14 protein-coding genes are annotated in these 17,486 nt (G+C 44.4%); 2 read left to right on the top strand and 12 right to left on the bottom strand.

What is annotated here, in order from left to right; all coding sequences use genetic code 11:
• Nucleotides 1–101: 101 nt before the first annotated feature.
• From AAC006_RS12135 to AAC006_RS12185, 11 genes are all read right to left on the bottom strand, one after another.
• Entirely contained in the window at nucleotides 102–425 is a 324-nt protein-coding gene (locus AAC006_RS12135) for a 2Fe-2S iron-sulfur cluster-binding protein (RefSeq protein ID WP_339891468.1), read from the bottom strand.
• Nucleotides 426–427: 2 nt separating this feature from the next.
• Complete coding sequence (locus AAC006_RS12140; protein WP_339891470.1) at nucleotides 428–1,651, bottom strand: FAD-dependent oxidoreductase; 1,224 nt, start codon at nucleotides 1,649–1,651, stop codon at nucleotides 428–430.
• Entirely contained in the window at nucleotides 1,648–2,952 is a 1,305-nt protein-coding gene (gene gabT / locus AAC006_RS12145; RefSeq protein ID WP_339891472.1) for a 4-aminobutyrate--2-oxoglutarate transaminase, read from the bottom strand. Before gabT ends, AAC006_RS12140 begins: the two co-directional genes overlap by 4 nt.
• A gap of 22 nt (nucleotides 2,953–2,974) precedes the next feature.
• On the bottom strand, nucleotides 2,975–4,426 hold the full coding sequence (locus tag AAC006_RS12150; protein WP_339891474.1) for an NAD-dependent succinate-semialdehyde dehydrogenase: 1,452 nt from the start codon (nucleotides 4,424–4,426) through the stop codon (nucleotides 2,975–2,977).
• Nucleotides 4,427–4,443: 17 nt separating this feature from the next.
• Nucleotides 4,444–5,577: an aromatic ring-hydroxylating dioxygenase subunit alpha gene (locus tag AAC006_RS12155; protein ID WP_339891475.1), complete on the bottom strand. Its 1,134-nt coding sequence runs from the start codon at nucleotides 5,575–5,577 to the stop codon at nucleotides 4,444–4,446.
• Nucleotides 5,578–5,679: 102 nt separating this feature from the next.
• Complete coding sequence (locus tag AAC006_RS12160; RefSeq protein WP_339891477.1) at nucleotides 5,680–7,050, bottom strand: nucleoside recognition domain-containing protein; 1,371 nt, start codon at nucleotides 7,048–7,050, stop codon at nucleotides 5,680–5,682.
• 2 nt (nucleotides 7,051–7,052) lie between these two features.
• Nucleotides 7,053–8,027: an NAD(P)-dependent oxidoreductase gene (locus AAC006_RS12165; RefSeq protein WP_339891479.1), complete on the bottom strand. Its 975-nt coding sequence runs from the start codon at nucleotides 8,025–8,027 to the stop codon at nucleotides 7,053–7,055.
• An 11-nt stretch (nucleotides 8,028–8,038) separates the two neighbouring features.
• Nucleotides 8,039–9,655, bottom strand: coding sequence for a 5-guanidino-2-oxopentanoate decarboxylase (locus AAC006_RS12170; RefSeq protein WP_339891480.1), 1,617 nt, complete (start codon nucleotides 9,653–9,655; stop codon nucleotides 8,039–8,041).
• Nucleotides 9,656–9,743: 88 nt separating this feature from the next.
• The gene (locus AAC006_RS12175; protein WP_339891482.1) at nucleotides 9,744–10,601 is read right to left on the bottom strand and encodes a hypothetical protein; all 858 of its coding nucleotides are present in this window, start codon (nucleotides 10,599–10,601) and stop codon (nucleotides 9,744–9,746) included.
• Between the two features lie 13 nt (nucleotides 10,602–10,614).
• Nucleotides 10,615–12,207 (bottom strand): sulfotransferase, encoded by a 1,593-nt coding sequence (locus AAC006_RS12180; protein ID WP_339891484.1) that lies wholly within the window; start codon nucleotides 12,205–12,207, stop codon nucleotides 10,615–10,617.
• Nucleotides 12,208–12,245: 38 nt separating this feature from the next.
• Nucleotides 12,246–14,681, bottom strand: a complete 2,436-nt coding sequence (locus tag AAC006_RS12185) for a TonB-dependent receptor (RefSeq protein WP_339891486.1) — start codon at nucleotides 14,679–14,681, stop codon at nucleotides 12,246–12,248.
• 293 nt (nucleotides 14,682–14,974) lie between these two features.
• On the opposite strand from AAC006_RS12185, the gene AAC006_RS12190 reads away from it, so the two are divergent.
• Both AAC006_RS12190 and AAC006_RS12195 read left to right on the top strand, forming a co-directional pair.
• Nucleotides 14,975–15,883, top strand: coding sequence for a LysR substrate-binding domain-containing protein (locus AAC006_RS12190; RefSeq protein WP_339891488.1), 909 nt, complete (start codon nucleotides 14,975–14,977; stop codon nucleotides 15,881–15,883).
• Nucleotides 15,884–16,702 (top strand): helix-turn-helix transcriptional regulator, encoded by an 819-nt coding sequence (locus tag AAC006_RS12195; RefSeq protein WP_339891489.1) that lies wholly within the window; start codon nucleotides 15,884–15,886, stop codon nucleotides 16,700–16,702.
• A 31-nt stretch (nucleotides 16,703–16,733) separates the two neighbouring features.
• On the opposite strand, the gene AAC006_RS12200 is transcribed toward AAC006_RS12195, so the two are convergent.
• Nucleotides 16,734–17,411: a hypothetical protein gene (locus tag AAC006_RS12200; RefSeq protein ID WP_339891490.1), complete on the bottom strand. Its 678-nt coding sequence runs from the start codon at nucleotides 17,409–17,411 to the stop codon at nucleotides 16,734–16,736.
• Between the last annotated feature and the right edge of the window lie 75 nt (nucleotides 17,412–17,486).

Raw genomic sequence — 17,486 nt, forward strand, 5'->3', positions numbered from 1 at the left:
CGCTAACGATTAGCAACAACGAAAAAGCGCCATACTGAATGACCAGTACGGCGCTTTTTTATGTTGAACGTTTTGGCGAAAGGAAAAATTAGCGCAGCGCGTTACCAATCACTTTCTGGAATTTCTACGACTAATCCATCCAATTCAGACGTGATGAAAATTTGGCAAGAAAGGCGACTATTTTCTTGTGCATTTTCAATGGCGCTTTCAATCAGCGCGGTTTCCATTTCATCAGGCGCGTCTACTTTGTCTTTCCAAGCTTCAGTAACATAGCAATGGCAAGTGGCGCACGAACAACAGCCTCCGCAATCAGCGGTAATTTGTTCAATGCCATTGTCTACTGCCGTTTGCATCAAGCTGTCGCCATCGTTTGCCACTACGGTAACTTGATTTTCATCAGGTAGAACGAAAGTAATATTTGGCATGGTTATGCTCCCACTAATTCGGTGAAAATAAGGTTTAAATCTTGATTTATATCGGCCAGTCTCGTTTTATCAAGCTCTGGTAAATCCTGTATATGCTTACGTGCAATCATAAAGGATTTTGGCTGATTGATAGCCTCAACGGCAATTAACCGCTCATTAAGAAAGTAAAAAACCGCAATGCTGGTTTCAGACTCTTTGCGAACGACGGTGTCAGTATACCCGTCAGATAAGCCTACAATTTGTAATTTAGCATCGTATTGATCAGACCAAAACCACGGCATGGCTTCATAGGAGATACGTTTGCCACAAATGGCCATGGCTGCTGTTTTCGATTGGTCAGTTGCATTTTGGACCGACTCAATGCGTAACTGCTTTTTATAGGTAGGGTGATAAAAACTCACGCAATCGCCAATGGCGTAAATATCGTTATCAGAGGTTTGCATATACTCATTAACAACAATGCCATTTGCTACGTCTAACCCGCACGCTTGAGCAAGGTTTTGGGCGGGAGATACGCCTATTCCCACAACCACTATATCGGCAGGGTAGTGTTGTCCATTGCTGGCGAGAACCCCAGTAACGTGATCTTCGCCCGTAATCTCTTGTGCTCCCGCTAAAGGCTGAATTGTCACCCCGTGGCGTTGATGTAACGTCGTTAAATGGGTACTCACAACCTCACTGGTTAAATGACGTAAAGGGCGTTCCTGATTGAGTAAAACGGTAACGTTTTTCCCTAGTTTTGCGAGTGATGCTGCTGCCTCTAGACCAATATATCCTCCACCAATCACCACAACATTATCCACATCGGGCAGTGATGCTCTTAACCCAACCGTATCATTGTGATCGCGTAAGTAATGTATGCCCGGTAGATTACTGCCGGCAATCGACAAGCGATTTACTGCCGCTCCTGTCGCTAAAATCAACGTATGATAGGTTAGGGTTTCACCACTATCTAGCGCGACTTCTTTCTGCTCTCTATTAATACTGGTAACCCGAGTATTTAGCCGTAGATCAATGTTTTTCGTACGGTAAAAATTTTCAGGCCGTAACCACAAGCGTTGCTCTGGCAAGGTATCTTGCAAAAAGGCTTTTGATAATGGCGGGCGTTGATAGGGCAATACGGCATCGGCGCTAATAAGCGTTATCTCGCCCTCATAGCCTTGCCCTCGAAGGTTTATAGCAGCTTGCACCCCAGCGTGGCTTGCACCTATGATAATACAACTCATGGTGTGGTTAGCTCCTGCGTGCCTTGCAATAAACCGTCTAGTAGCTGTTCAAACTTATCAAGGCCTTCGTTAGCAATGTCATCTGACATAGTAAGTGCAGGCAAAAAGCGGATAACGTTGCTGTAGAAACCGCATGACAGCAAAATTAACCCGTGTTCTGCCGCCTTGGCAATAACCGCTTGCGTTAGCGCAGTATTAGCATGGCCCACATCGGAGTCTTGCATAAACTCTATGGCAATCATTGCCCCCGTGTTACGAACGTCTGAAATGGTGTTGGGGTAACGTTTTTTTAATCCATTTAAGCGGTTAACGAACAGTGCCCCTAACTCAGAGGCTCTGTCGATAAGTTGTTCTCGCTCAATAATATCTAGCACGGTAAGGGCCGCCGCGCACGCAACAGGTGAACCTCCGTAGGTGCCGCCTAAACCGCCAGGAAGTGGTGCATCCATGATGTCCGCTTTTCCTACTACGGCTGCAATGGGGAAGCCTCCAGCAATGCCTTTGGCCATTGTCATCAAGTCGGGTTCAATACCTGCGTACTCACTGCAAAACATTTTACCCGTACGGCCAAACCCTGTTTGTATTTCATCTACAATTAAGACAATCCCGTGCTCATCACACACACTACGTAGTTGCTGCAAAAAAGGAGGCGGAGCAGCGTAGAAGCCGCCTTCACCCTGCACAGGTTCAATCACAATAGCGGCGACATCGCTGGCATCAATACTTGCTTTGAACAAGGTGTGCAAACTTTTCATCGCATCTTGTTCGCTAATACCATGTAGTTCATTAGGAAAAGGAATATGGTAGATATCGCTGGGAAAAGGGCCAAAGTCTTTTTTGTAAGGCGCAATTTTACCTGTCATGGCCATGGTTAAATTGGTACGGCCATGAAAACCGCCGTTAAAGGCAATAACACCCCGTCGCCCTGTATGACATTTGGCTATTTTAATACAGTTTTCAACGGCTTCTGCACCAGTGGTGACAAAAATCGCTTTTTTAGGGCTGTTCCCTGGCGCCAATTGCGTTAGACGCTCAGCTAAGGTTACCGCCGACTCGTAAGGATTTACCATTAAGCACGTATGACTAAACGACGCGACTTGCTTGGTGACCGTTTCTACAACGTCAGGATGACTATGACCGGTATTACACACGGCAATACCGGTGGCAAAATCGATAAAGCGATTGCCTTCTACGTCAAACACTTCAGCATTCAACGCGCGCTCTACATATACGGGGTAGGCGTTGCCTTGGCCACGAGCGAATACTTTGTTTTTTCTTTCTTGCAGTGCTGAATTTTTCATTTGTTCTCTTTCACAATAATAGTTAAGCGATGCCGCCCATGCACAAGTACTTAATATTGGTATAATCGTCTAGGCCATAGTGGGAACCTTCTCGGCCACTACCTGACTGCTTTACACCACCAAAGGGCGCTGCTGTATCTGAAATTATGCCTTCATTAATACCTACCATGCCGAAATCCAATGCTTCAGAGACACGCCACACGCGCCCGATATCACGACTGTAAAAATAAGCGGCTAGGCCATATTCGGTGTCGTTGGCTAACGCTATTGCTTGCTGTTCATCTTGAAAGGACATTAACGGCGAGATTGGGCCAAAGATTTCTTCTTTGAACACTTTCATATCTGGCGTTACGTTACTTAGCAACGTAGGAGGATAAACGTTGTTATCAGTTGCGGGGGTTCCGCCCAAGATTAACGTAGCGCCTTTTTCCACTGCATCGTCTACCATAGACTGTACTTTTACGCACGATTTGGCGTCGATGAGTGGGCCAATGTCTACCCCATCCTCAAGCCCATTGCCAAGTGTCAGCGCGTGAACTTTCTCACGGTAAATGGCGGTGAACTTGTCATACACAGAGTGCTGAATCAATATACGGTTGGTACAAACACATGTTTGCCCAGCATTACGGTATTTTGACTGAATAAGCCCATTTGCGGCAGCGTCTAAATCGGCATCTTCAAATACGATGAAAGGGGCATTTCCACCAAGCTCCATAGAAACCCGTTTCACTGAGTCGGCGCATTGCTTAATTAGCAGCTTGCCTACGTTGGTTGAGCCAGTAAAAGAAAACTTCGCCACATCAGGGTGCTGGGTTAACACTTTACCTATTGCAGATGCATTTAGGCCCGGTACTACATTAAACACCCCATTTGGAATACCGGCTTGTTCGGCCAGTGCCGCCATCGCTAATGCTGATAAAGGGGTTTCTGATGCAGGGCGAACAACAAACGTACAGCCCGCGGCCAAGGCCGCAGCCGCTTTTCGCGCTATCATTGCGTTGGGGAAATTCCACGGCGTAATGGCCGCTACCACGCCAACAGGTTGTCTTATTACGACGGTACGCTTATTTGCAGACGGCGAGGGAATAGTGTCGCCCGTTAAGCGTCTTCCTTCTTCGGCGAACCATTCAACAAACGATGCACCATAACCCACTTCACCTTTCGCTTCTGCTAGGGGTTTACCTTGCTCTATCGACAGTAAGTAACCTAAGTCATCTTGATTTGCGATCATAAGGTTGTACCACTTACGCAACAGCGCACCACGCTGAATGGCGGTCATGGCTGCCCATTGAGGAAACGCTTTCTTTGCAGCTAACACTGCCGTGGTAGCATCATTGGCATCACAATCGCTTACGCGGGTGATTTCTTCACCAGAGTAAGGGTTTGTCACACAAAAGGTCGATGACTTCACCACCCACTGGCCATCAATATAGCCGGCAGATTTTAGTAACTGTGTATTTTCAAGTTGAACCATAACGATCTCTATTTACTTTACGATTGCGCTGTCATTTTGTTTAGCCACATTTGGTGGAAGGTCATGTTGACCTGATCCCATGCGGTATTTAAATGGCCTTGATTAGCGATATCGTTACTGCGGGTGACTTGTAACTTGTCTAGTAGCTCAATATCTTGTTGATTAACTTCATTTAATACATCATGCAATTTGGCACGCTCTTCAACATACTCATCGCTCGCTGCTTCGTCGTTAACCACATAAATACTGAGCGATTCAGCCGTGTGTGTTTCTCCCATTGGCTTAATCACTATGGTTTGTACCCAGCAAGGGTCGACAAAAAATAACGTGTTAGGGAAAATACCAAACCATTGTTGCGTGCCACGCTTCTCGGCAGCAAGGCCAGTAAAGTGTGGAAGTCGTTTAGCGGTTTTGGCAGGTTTTGCACTTGCTCCATTAGGTAAGCGCAAGCCCACGATGTTGTCAGACAAAATAAGATCGTCTTGCTCCAACACCGATTCAACAGTACATGCTTGAGAGTGGACAAAAGGCACATGGTAGCCGTCAAGGAAGTTATCTACGGCGAGCTTCCAGTTTACTTCACCTGAGTAGTCGGTGGTGCTGAGCATGCGGATATCATCTTTAGGATACGATGATAGCAAGTCATCTAACGGCTTAATGAAGTCCTCAAAGGGTTCTGCATTGCCGTTTATATTGACAAAAATGATGTCCCACCACAGCGCAAAGCGTACTTCAATCAAACCTTTGTCGGCTTTATCCTCATTGCTCATCACTTTATTTTCGTTGCCGAAATAGCGTGGCGCACTGAGAAGGTTACCGTCTATTTTGAACGTCCACTTGTGGTAAGGGCAAACAATACTGCGCTTGTTACAAGGTTCATCAATAAGCGGTGCAGCTTTGTGGCGGCATATATTGTGAAAAACGCCGATATCACCGTTTTTACTGCGCGTAGCAATAAGCGAATGGCCAGCAATGCGAACCGGAAGAATATCGCCTGGTTTGCTGATCTGTTGGCCACAGCCAATGCTGGCCCAGCCGTCACCAAAAAGGGTGTCACACTCTTTTTGGTAGGTATCTTTATCTTTGAATACCGCAGCAGGTAACCCGTGCTTTGCGACTTGCTCGCTTTTTATTTGCGTTATAATGCTCACGTTTTGCTCCAAATTATTCATGCTATTTCGTTACCTCTTATCTAATCACAGTGGGTAACGGCATAACATACGAAGAATGTTATGTTGTTCTAGGCTTAACGCCTAAAACAACATATGTGCAATGCCATACAAGATGGGGAAGGCAATAACCGTTCTTATTGCAAAGATTGAAATTAACTGCGTAATGGTAAGTGGAATGGCTGAGCGCATAATTAAGATTGCCGTTTCAGCAAAGAAAATAAGCTGCGTAACAGAAAGTCCTGCCAGTATAAATTTGGTGAACGGATCACTAATACTTCCGGCAATAATGGTGGGTACAAACTGATCCATTAATCCAATAAATAGCCCAGGCGCGGCAAGTTGTGCTTCAGGCACTTGTAGTGCTTCTAATAGCAAATACAAGGGGTAGCTTATGGCTTGCAGTATGCCGGTATTGTAATAAACCGATAAGGTTAAAAACTCAATGGTCATGGCCGCAGGCATCATCATCAGGTAGATGTCAATCATAGACCAAAAGCCTTTGTTCATTGATTGTGCTGGTGATGGAGAACGCTTTGCGGTTTTAATAGCGCGATGAGAGGCGCACATAAAGCGGCTTTCGCCTAGTTCCACGTTTTCATTAAGTTGCTTTTCTCTACCGCCATAGTATTCGTCTTTAAACCCAGATAACGGCGGGAGTTTGGGCGTAACCACAGCACACAAAATACAGATAAAAAGCATGCTGCCGTATAGAGGTAAGAAGTGGCTTTCGATGCCCGCCACTTGTGCGGTCAGCAACACAAAGGGTATGGAAACCACGGAAAAATTAGTCGCAATAACTGCCGACTCCCGCGCGCTATAAAAACCTTGCTTGTATTGATAGTTGGTCATTACCACAGCAATGCTTGAAGACCCCACCCACGACGCTAAGGTATCGATAGTGGCACGTCCAGGCAGGTTAAATACTTTGTGAAAACCTTTTTGTAACAGGGTGCCCACGAAATCTAACAAGCCATAATCGGTTAAGAAAGGCAAAAATAGACAGCCTAAGCCGATAAGCAAAAAGATAGCGCCAGCCACGTCGATGTATGCTGTTACACCGGTTTCTTTAGCGATGACCCAATCAGGGCCAACTTGAAACAAGGTCATGGCGGCGGTAACGCCACCAATAACCGATAGTAGCGTCCATAACCAATGAGAGGCGACGAACTTTTCACTCAATGGAAGACGTGAAGACAGCGACTTAGGAGTAAGGTTGTAAACAACAGACACCACAGCGCCCACAATGAATATGCTACAGGTAAAAAACTTCATGTTTTCACCAATAACACTTGAAAAGTAATTAGACACTACGCCTAGCGCAATTGTCCAAGAGCCTTCGTAAACAAAAGGGGTTAGAAAAAATGCGATGCCAAACAATGAACAACCTAAAAGTTTAGCCCACGTGACGAATGTACTCGTATCTAATAGATCCGGTGAGGTACGTTCTTCCATTATTATTCCCTCAATGGTGCGTTAACAGGAGTAACTGCTTGCGCTTGGTTTAAATAGCCAATCACGTTATCGGCAACAAGGTTAGTCATAGCGGTGTAGGCTTCTTTTTCGAAATTTGCGAAATGGGAGGTAAGTGCCACATTATCGACGTTAATGTCATTCACGTTATCGCTGTAGACATCAAGTCCTGCGCCATGCAATTTATCTGCGTTCAAATGGCTAATAAGCGCTTGCTCATTAACCAGTTCAGCCCTTGCTGTATTCACGAATACGGCGTCTGGTTTCATCATATTGATTAAGTCGGCAGATACCAAGTTATTCGTTTGTTCAGAAAGGGGCATGTTCACGCAGATAAAATCGGCGGTTTGCATTAGGGTGTCTAAGGCGACTTTACGGGCACCGAGTTCGCTTTCCATTTGTTCGTTTTCATACAAATCAAAGTAAATAATGGTATTTTTGAAACCGTGATGCATCATTTGTGCAACCCGAGAGCCTATGCGCCCTAATCCAACGATACCGGTAACTTTATTGCGGATAGACACGGCTGTAGGGCGCTGGAACGATGGCGCTGGATCTTGCTTCATCGCCCGTCGTTCGGTGTTGAGTGCCGGTATTTGCCTTGCAATAGAAACCAATAAGGCTACGGTAGCCTCTGCGGTAGCATGAAAGGCTTCATCAGTAGGGGTGTTGGTAACTAAAATCCCTTTTTCCCGTGCCGCGTCAATATCGATATTTGAAAAGCCAATGCCATAGTTTGCTATGAGCTTTACCGAAGGCGGGAGCTGAGCAATAAGGGCTGCATCGATGGTATCTTCGGTATGCGTAATGAGCGCATCAGCATGTTGCGCTTGTTCGAGTAATGCAGCCGGTGGGCAAATGTCGTCAGAGTCTGTTGTGGTTAAGGTTATGCCTTGGTCTGCCAAACGGCTTTTAAGAAGTTTGGTGTTAAATAAAGGGCGAGTAAGAAAAACGTTCATAGCATACTCCTTTAAAACGCATAGCCACAATTGAGCGCAGATTCACTAAGCTCAATTAAATAGGGGGCGTTGTGTTGCGTGGCAGTAGTAAGTGCATGCTTAAGTTCGGCTAAACTATTTACCTGCTCACCCTTACAGCCCATGGCATTTGCAAGTGCAACATAATTAGGCGGAATAATATCTACACCTACTTTATCTACCTTGGCATCGTCCATAAAACGTCGAATTTCACCGTGCCCTTGGTTATTCCATACAATGTAAATAACCGGAATATTGGCATCTACCGCACTAATGATCTCATTTAAACTAAATTGACCGCCACCATCACCAGTTAAACCAATAACGGGTAAGGAAGGTTCGCCAATAGCCGCGCCAATAGCAGCAGGGAACGCATAACCTAAAGTGCCGTAACCGGTAGTAGAATGGAAGTAGCGTGCTGTTTTGGTTGTTTCATAATAGGCTTGCGCGTAGTAGGCAGGCTGGGTGGAGTCGCCTACAATGATACATTCACCTAACGTGTCTGTCAGGGTTTGGAAAAAGGCGGCATACTCCGGCTTTTTCATGTCTTTGGTTTTCTCTCGTAGCGAATCGCAATAGGCGAGAACTTCACTACTTGCATCTTCATTTTGCGTAGGTAGTTGGGCAAAAATAGCGTTTAAGGCCAATTGTGAGTCTGACAAAATAGGTAGGTCAGGTTTGTGATTTCTCAACAACTGCGCACTGTCGATATCTATTCTTATTAGTTTTCCGTTTATATTAAGGTCGCCAAGAAAGAAGAAGTCGTAATCGGTTTCAGAAAGTTCTGTACCCACGGCTAATACTACATCGGCGTTCTGTTCAATGGCTTCACGTATAGCGGGGTGTGAAGGGGTAGAGCCAATGAATAATGGGTGGTTGGGAGGCATGACACCTTTACCATTACAGGTATTTACCACCGGCATATTCAGTTTTTCTGCCAATTTTTGTGCCGTTGAGTCTACATTTTTAGCCCCGCCACCAATAATCATTAATGGTTTTTTAGCGCTGCTAAGCAAAGAAGCTGCTTGTTTAATGCTGTCTATATCGGGCGCTGGCGCTTTTGGCATTGGCCATGGTTGCATATCGATATGGCTGGCATCGGCGGCAAGCACGTCAATAGGAATTTCAATGTGAACTGGGCCTGGACGCTGGCTACCAAAGACTGCAAATGCTTGGGCCATCACTTTAGGTAAATTATCGGCACTTAATAACGTATGGCTGTAGCGACATACTTGCGAGGTGATCGCTAACTGATTAGGAAGTTCATGCAGTCGACCTTCACCCATAGACAGTTGCTGGGTTCGGTTCACCGATGAAATCACTAACATGGGAATTGAATCTTGCAGCGCTTGCCCCATAGCGGTGACAATGTTGGTCATTCCTGGGCCAGTAATGATAAAGCAAACGCCAGGCTTGTTGGTAACTCTGGCATAACCATCAGCCATAAAACCCGCGCCTTGTTCGTGGCGAGGGGTAATATGTTGCAATGTAGCGTTTTTTAACCCGCGGTAAAGTTCAATAGTATGAACACCTGGAATACCAAAAACCGTATCAACACCGTAGGCTTGTAATAAGCGAGTTAATGCTTCACCACATGTTTGTTGTTGCATAAAAATAGTAACCTTTTATCTTTCATTAATTTTATAAGAATGCGCGTTTTTACGTTCATTCATCAATGTGCAAATTCGTCGCGCTGAACTAGGCTGAAGCGATGGCGTCATTCCACAGTTGCTCAGCGATTTCTTTCATGACGAGTGCCTCTTCCCAGCGGTCGCTCAATTCCGCGCCATTTGCGTCGGTGATAGCGTAGACTGGGGGGCCAAGCTCACACAAAAATACACAAGCATCGTCGCTGACTTTGCCGTGTCTTGAGATCCAATTATCAAAACCTTCTTTCCACCACGATGTAAACAAATCAAGCCAAGGTTTGTTCTGTGGAAATAAAAATGGTACTTGCACTTGCTCTCGAGTGGCCACTCTGCCATGAAACGCTTCTGCTTTGGTTAAAAACTCAGACATTCGCTGGTGTGCTAACTCGTGAAGCGGTAAATAATACTCTTGGTTAACCAGCGCATGAGACAAATCTGCGACCATTAATAAGTCGGGAACCGCTTGCATAAGCTGAAGCGTGAAAAGTAGGTCGTTGGTCATGCAGTTGCGATGAATTTCAACGTGGGAAGGAATACCTACTTTTTCACTTGTTGCCATCCACTGTTTAGTGACATTCGCCACGTCATCCACGTTCCACGGTTCAATTTGGCCAACAATAGCGATGAATCTAGGTTGAATGGGCTGGCTCGCGACAAAGTCGATAATCTCTTGATAGTGCGGCACGCTTTTCACAAAGGCGTTGTACACTAAATCGAGTTTATATTTTGCCAACAATGGCATAGCTTCTTGAATAGTATCAAATGTGTGATAGCCAATGTCAAAGCTTACTCCTATGAACCCTGCATCAGATATCTTTTTAATTTTCTCTTCAAGACTAAGTTCAAACCCGTCAGGGCGTCGGTATTCCATAGCCCACATAGATTGGAAAACATCAAGCTTTGCCATTATTGTTCCTTGTTTAGTTTGGCGTAATGCCATGCTTTTCAAACGCATGGATTAGCGGTGTTAATTCTGATTCAAATTGACGCCACAAGTTGACAGAGCGACTGTAAATAGGCTCTCTTACTTGGCTAGCGCTTGCCGTGTGACTAGCGCTGTCGTTTTGATGAAAGTTCATGCACTCGGGTGCCCATGAAAGGTCACAAAATGCGAGTAGTTTTTGCGTTTGTGCTTCTTGTGCGCTTACCAAGTGCTCATATTCGATAGTATGAATTTGGCCAGGAAATAAGGTTTTCCATTGGCTCATAAGCGCGCCATAAGCCGCGATGAAATCGGCGGTGTCACGTAAGTCGTAGGAGTACTCGTACCCTCTATCGAACAACATTTTGAAATTACTCAATGCGGCGTCGAAGGGGTTACGTTGTACATGAACAATCTTTGCATTAGGGATGGCTTGTAAAATAAGGCCACAATAAAGAAAGTTGTACGGTAGTTTATCGACAAAAACAGGCGCATTGTTCACATGGTTGTTGGCTAATTGAATATAGCGTTTGGCGATGGAATGTAATGCTTGTGGTGACAGCTTTTCGACCAAGTCACCGTCTAGACCTTCTAAACCAGCGGCAAGCGGTTTGCCTCCGGCTTCAAGAAGTGCCATTGGAAAGGCATTCAGTTCGCCGCCGCTAATGACATCAGGGTGGCTAGCAATAATGCGCTCTACTAAGGTCGTCCCCGTTCTTGGAAGTCCAACAATAAACACAGGGGTTTGTGCTGCGTGTTGGGGTGTTTCTACCGCAGACGCTTTTAATGCCGAAGACATCGATAACAACGATTGCATTAGCGCTTTATCGTTGTTGATATCGTACAAGCGTTGATCTCGCTTACGCTTTGCACCTTGGGCATAGTGCGTGAAGGCGGCTGAATATTGGCCAAGATCTTCACATACTTTGCCGCTGGCGTAATGCAGCATAATATGACCTTTGTCGGCAGGTGGAAGCTGTTGCCTGCAGTCTTCTAGCAAAGGCGTAATATCATCATGAGGTTTGAAACGACGTAACTGAGATAAATTATAACAAGCTTGGTAATTACCCTTGTCCATAGCAATGACTTCACGATATAACACCTCAGCGTGTTCAAGGCTTCCATTAAAGCGAAGTAACGCGGCTAACTGATTACGTGTAGATACGCTGGAAGGCTGAAGAGATAAGGCTTTTTGATGAGCCGAAATTGCTAACTCTAATTGATCGACTCGATACCTTAGCTCACCCAGTTTATCCCACAACGCTGCACTGCTTTGGTCATTCAGCAGTGAATGCGCTTTGTTAAGCGCGTTAATAGCCCGGTCAAATACCTGAAATTGAAGATAACACCCTGCAAGATGAAAAATATGCCATACATTATCAGGTTCACAATCTATGGCTTTTAACGCACAGTTAATTACCATTTTGTTCTGGCCTAAGCGTTGGCTTATTTCAGAAAGATCTATCCAAAGTAGTGCATTTTTAGGTTCATGACTTAGTCCCTCAGTGCATGTTTTGGCCGCTTTTTCTAAATGATTAGCGGCCAAACTTGCCTGAATCAACTCATGATAACTTGCGTCGTTTTGATTCAAAGTTTCTATTCTCTGTTAGGTGTAAAGCGTACAATCTATTAGAATTCATAGCTAACAGATACACCCACCGTGCGAGGACGCACACGATAGAGTTGGTCACCTAATTGCGAAATACTGTATTGCTCACCCGCTTTACTTTCTCCCGCGGCAGTATCGGTTATGTATTTGCCATCGCCGTCTGATGCGGTAGGGGCATCGCTGTTAAACAGGTTTTCTGCAAACAATGATACTGACCAACTGTCGATAGCAAACTTAGCACTGGCATTCCACAATACCGATGAAGGTATTTCATCGTAGCCTTGTTCGTAGAAAATAGAAGGCATTTGATAACCCGTGGTGAATTCGTCTTTGAATGACACCCCAATTTGTGCTGAGAACATACCGTCACCAAGGGCTTGTTGGTAATGCAGTGAACTTACTAAGGTTGATTCAGGAATGCCTGGTAATGACTCGCCATCAACCGCACCTAAGCTGCCTCCAGGTGTAATGAAGTCTTCGGTTAGTTCTGCGTTGGTGTAGGTGTAGCCAACGTTTAGTTTAAATGCGTCGCTTAATCGCGCATTCACTTCCAGTTCGATGCCTTTTGAAACCGCGCTTTGTGCATTAATCATGGCCGGGAACCCACCATTAGGCGATTGCACAAGCAGGATTGGATCTTCCCAGTCGATGTAGTAAGCCGTGGCACTGTAGTACACATCGCTATCTAGCAGGTTGCCTTTAATGCCAACTTCATAGTTCGTGGTTTTATCTGGCTCAAAGAATAGATAATCTTCACTTTCACCGAATATGCCGGTAGTAGGGAGCCCGTTAGCGCCACCATGGCGGAAGCCTTGGGAAATGTTTAAATATAACTTAGTGTCAATATCAACATCGTAGGCCACGTTGAAACGATATAGTAAGTCACTAAAGTCTTTCTCATCTTGGCCCGCAGCGTAACCTCTGTTGTCAATACCCGCATTTTCAGCATCACCACAGGTAAAGAAACCTAATGTGGTATTCCAAAATTCTTCACATGCCGGTAATAGCACTTCTTGTTTCGCGTAGAAGTTTTGCTCGAAGTAGCGAAGACCTGCCGTGACGCTCAATTTATCGGTAGGGTAAAATGTTACTTCACCAAAGATGGCATAGTCTTCAAATTCTGTTTCTTGAAGATTGCCATAGCCAACATCAGTAGCGACTGGGTTTACAATATTGAAGGCAGCGTCAAGTCCATATACGTAGTCGTACGCTACGGTATTAAAGTCTACCGAGTTGTAGTAAACCCCTAGTAACCAGTCGATGTCTTGGGCGGTGGTGCCGGTTAAACGAAATTCTTGTGTAATGGTGTCGGTTTCATAGGTTTTTTCGCCAACGATAACCTCTGCTTCTGGTGATACACCGCCGGTATAACCGTAGTACGAAATGTAGTAAGGTCCCCACCATGAAGAAAAACCGTAGTTATAGCTTTGGTCGTACTTGCTTTGTGCTTCATTTTTTGTGAGTGACGTGGCCGAGGTTAAATCAGCAAAACCTAAGTCATGTTCAATCACCAGTGACGTAATATTGGTCTCACGTTCAAATTGCTCAATAATTTTTGCGGCAGTTTCGTAGCTGTCTAATGCCTCTGAACTTGCTGATGAACCTTGAACTTCATCTTTTTGCATGTTGTAAGTCAGTAGCACTTCAGTATCGTCTGTTGGAACCCAGCGCGCTGAAATTCGTGCCATAGAGACATCTTCATCATTGATGTCTTCTGCAGTGAAATATTCACCAGTAGGTTGGTTGTTGGCATCTAACCCAGCAATATAATCACTGTCAATATAGCCCCCATTTTCTAGTTGGGTGACAACACCGCGCACCGCAAAGGTATCGCTAAGAGGAACGTTAAGTACAAACTCGACATCATGATTTAAGTCACCCGCGCCATCAGTACTGGACAGTTTTGCTTGAACCTTTCCAGAGACTTCGTCAAATTCAGGCTTATTAGGGATATAGCGCATAGTGCCGCCTAAAGAACCCGAGCCATATAAAGTTGATTGCGGCCCTTTAAGCACTTCAACACGATTCATATCTCGTAATTCTAAGTTAGCGAAAAGTGGCGTTTCGCCCAAATACACAGACACAACAGGATCGGTGGTCATGGTGAAATCTTCTTGTGCACCACCGGTTAAATTAAGTCCGCGCATAATAATGCCCGACGAAATACCGTTTTTACCGCGACCCACGTCGGTCAATGTTAAGCCAGGAATAGAGCGAGCTAAACTTGAGAAATCAGTAATGCCAGCCTCTTTGAGTGCGTCTCCGCCGTAGGCTGAAATACTGTATGGCACTTCTTGAATTGTTGTTTCTCGGCGGGTAGCCGTTACCGATATTTTTTCGACGTTATTGGCTTTGGGGGTTTTCTCTGTAGATGTTTCTGTTTGCGCCATACTCACTAACGGCGATCCTAGACAGGCACAGCAAATTGCAACTCTTAGCTTGTTTGGTTTAAACATTGAATTTCCCTTAAAAAGTGACTTTCTATAACTAATTATTTTCTTTTGATGCACTCATATTATTCATTGCAATTTTAACCAGCAAACAACGAAAAATACTGGCGCTATTCCAAAATGGAATGGCTTGTGAAACAATGCCATTACTGGCTTGGTTGTTTATGTTTAAATACGTAAATTTTTAGTAAGGTACTGTTAATAAAGTGTTTTAATTGATGCTTCACAAAAGCGCTGAAAAATAGTTTAAGTCATCACCGCATGTTTTAGGTGTTGAATACGTGAGAAGGGTGATGTGAGTGAGAGGAAGAAAACTCCCGAGTATTATTTCGCTACAATGTTTTGATGCGGTAGCGCATCATTTGAACATGACCTATGCAGGAGAGTCGTTACATTTAACGCAGAGTGCCGTTAGTCGTCAGATAAAAAATATCGAAAACTTGATTGGAAGAAAGTTGTTTTATCGTCAAGACAATCAGTTAACACTTACCCCCGTGGGCGAACAGTATGCAGAAGAGGTACATAAAATATTAAACAACCTCAATGCCGTTACACAGAAGATATCTTCCAATACCGACTATACGAAAAAATTGAAATTGAAGGTGGTCACTGAACCTACTTTTGCTATTGCCTGGTTAATGCCAAAACTCAATGAATTTTATATTAACTACCCTGACATAGAAATTGACTTAGGTACTGATTTTGAAGCCGTCGCGAGAAACACGCGGTTGTGTGATTTCGCGATATTGTGGGGAGATGGAGATTGGCCGCATTATTACGCTGAGCCGCTTAGGAAAGATACTTACTTAGCCGTCTGTACTCCTAAATATTTGCGTGGCAGAAAGCCGGTAAAAACAATGCGTGAAGTAGCAAATTTTGACTTTATTCATCAAAGTAATGTTATATCTACCACCGATAAGTGGTTTTTAGAAGCAGGGTTAACAGAAAATGAAATATCGATGATTGGTGGCCAATATTTCGACCATTTTATTTATTTGTTGCAGGCGGTTAAAAACAATATTGGGGTTTCTATACTGCCTGAATATTTGGTAAAAGACGACATTCTCAATGGCGATCTTATTGTAGCGTGTGAACAATCATTCACACCAGATCACAAGTTCTATGTATTGTATGATGAAGAGAGACAGGAAGATTATGCTATCCGTCAATTTCGAAAATGGTTACTCACCCACAAAGATGACATGTAAGTGAAAGACAACCTAGCGAGTCCTTCTGCCAATTTATTGCGCGCCCAAGAATACACCGCGCTGGTGGTAGCATTGGGGAGTGAACATTTTTTTAACGAGCTTGAGTATACACTTAGCCGTTATGTAGCATTCGATAGCAGTTCAGCCATTTGTTATAACAAAAATACGGCCCCCCAGTTACTGTTTTCAAATTTACTAGCGCATGAGCAAGCTATCTTTTACGCTCGATTTCTAGACGGCGCTTATGTGGCTAGCCCAGCCTACCAGGGTTTCATGAATGACTATTCTGACGGCGTGTATCCATGGACAGGCTTAATGCCAGAAGGGTTTATGCAGTCGCAGATGTATATGTCTTACTACCGAACCAGCAATATTGAAGACTTGTTGTATATTTTCGTGAATTGCGGCGATATCGGATTTATACAATTTTGTCTTGGTCGACATTCACCTAATGCGAGCTTTAACCCGCAAGAAATAAAGCTCATCGAAGATATTTCTCAGTTTATTGTGCCCTTGCTCAATAAGCATTGGGAATTTGCAGCACAAAAGAAAGCCCAAGAAGTACGCCCCCTGTCGTCTATTGTTTCTCAGAGGGTGAGTTATTTGCTAAACAACTTTGAGCCCGATTTACTTACTTCCAGAGAAAGGCAAATTGCTAAGCTGGTGATTACCGGGCATTCATCACAATCTGCCGCCGATACCTTAAATATATCGCCTGGTACTGAGCGAGTACATCGCGCTAAGCTTTACGCAAAATTAAAGTTACGTTCTAGCTCGGAGTTATTTTCGTATTTTTTACAGCAGCTTACAGCTCTTTGAATGTTGCTCGAATTGACGCAGTTTTAATTGCTCAAAAAGGTACGTTGGTTATCACTTTGCCATCTACCGCACGGAACATTTCTTTATGTTTTTTCCAGTAGCCGCTTACCGTAACCCTAACGGTAATAGGGCCTTGTTCAATATTCATAAAGTAAAAGCCATGGTAGCCAGGAAAAGGCGTTGTGAAAGCGCCACTTTGGCTAGTACCTTCACCTCTGGCATAGGCCATTTCAAACCCTTCAGGGTAGTTGGTAGCGTTTTGGCTTGAGGGGTGGCCATGAAAATCGTAATACACGCCTTCGCCACTAGGATTGAGTACTTTCCAGCTATACACGAATGTACTGTCAGCGGGCATAATGAATTTATGCTCTATTTCGCCGTAGTCTTCAATTTCAATATCAAAGATTTCTGATTTAAACGGTGTATCCTCAAGGTGAATTAGCCCTTGTACCGACTCGTTTATACGCTCGGCGGTGGGATCGTATTCACCAATGTTAAATGACAGCGTTAAGTCTTGTGTATCAAAACGGTTAGCGTTTTTATCTTGTGAAAGCTCCGCTTTCGCCCCGTCACTTTTAGCAATGTCGACAAGGCCAAGTGTACTGCCTAAACCTGTAGGGTCGATGCCATACTCTGCGGGCAAAATAGCCACCACTAAAATAGCGCTAGCCGCGACGGTGGTGAGTATTATTTTGTTCAACAATGTCATTATTAACTTTTCCTTCACTGCGTTTTTTTCGCCGCAGTATTAATGCTTTCTTTTGTTGTTAGCTGTACTATTTGT

The organism is uncultured Alteromonas sp. (genome assembly GCF_963976965.1).
GTDB classification, from domain to species: Bacteria; Pseudomonadota; Gammaproteobacteria; order Enterobacterales; family Alteromonadaceae; genus Alteromonas; species Alteromonas naphthalenivorans.

Excerpts from the sequence above, each read along its gene's own strand:
- AAC006_RS12135 (WP_339891468.1), bottom strand. The coding sequence starts at position 425 with ATGCCAAATATTACTTTCGTTCTACCTGATGAAAATCAAGTTACCGTA.
- AAC006_RS12140 (WP_339891470.1), bottom strand. The coding sequence starts at position 1,651 with ATGAGTTGTATTATCATAGGTGCAAGCCACGCTGGGGTGCAAGCTGCT.
- gabT (WP_339891472.1), bottom strand. The coding sequence starts at position 2,952 with ATGAAAAATTCAGCACTGCAAGAAAGAAAAAACAAAGTATTCGCTCGT.
- AAC006_RS12150 (WP_339891474.1), bottom strand. The coding sequence starts at position 4,426 with ATGGTTCAACTTGAAAATACACAGTTACTAAAATCTGCCGGCTATATT.
- AAC006_RS12160 (WP_339891477.1), bottom strand. The coding sequence starts at position 7,050 with ATGGAAGAACGTACCTCACCGGATCTATTAGATACGAGTACATTCGTC.
- AAC006_RS12165 (WP_339891479.1), bottom strand. The coding sequence starts at position 8,027 with ATGAACGTTTTTCTTACTCGCCCTTTATTTAACACCAAACTTCTTAAA.
- AAC006_RS12170 (WP_339891480.1), bottom strand. The coding sequence starts at position 9,655 with ATGCAACAACAAACATGTGGTGAAGCATTAACTCGCTTATTACAAGCC.
- AAC006_RS12175 (WP_339891482.1), bottom strand. The coding sequence starts at position 10,601 with ATGGCAAAGCTTGATGTTTTCCAATCTATGTGGGCTATGGAATACCGA.
- AAC006_RS12185 (WP_339891486.1), bottom strand. The coding sequence starts at position 14,681 with ATGTTTAAACCAAACAAGCTAAGAGTTGCAATTTGCTGTGCCTGTCTA.
- AAC006_RS12200 (WP_339891490.1), bottom strand. The coding sequence starts at position 17,411 with ATGACATTGTTGAACAAAATAATACTCACCACCGTCGCGGCTAGCGCT.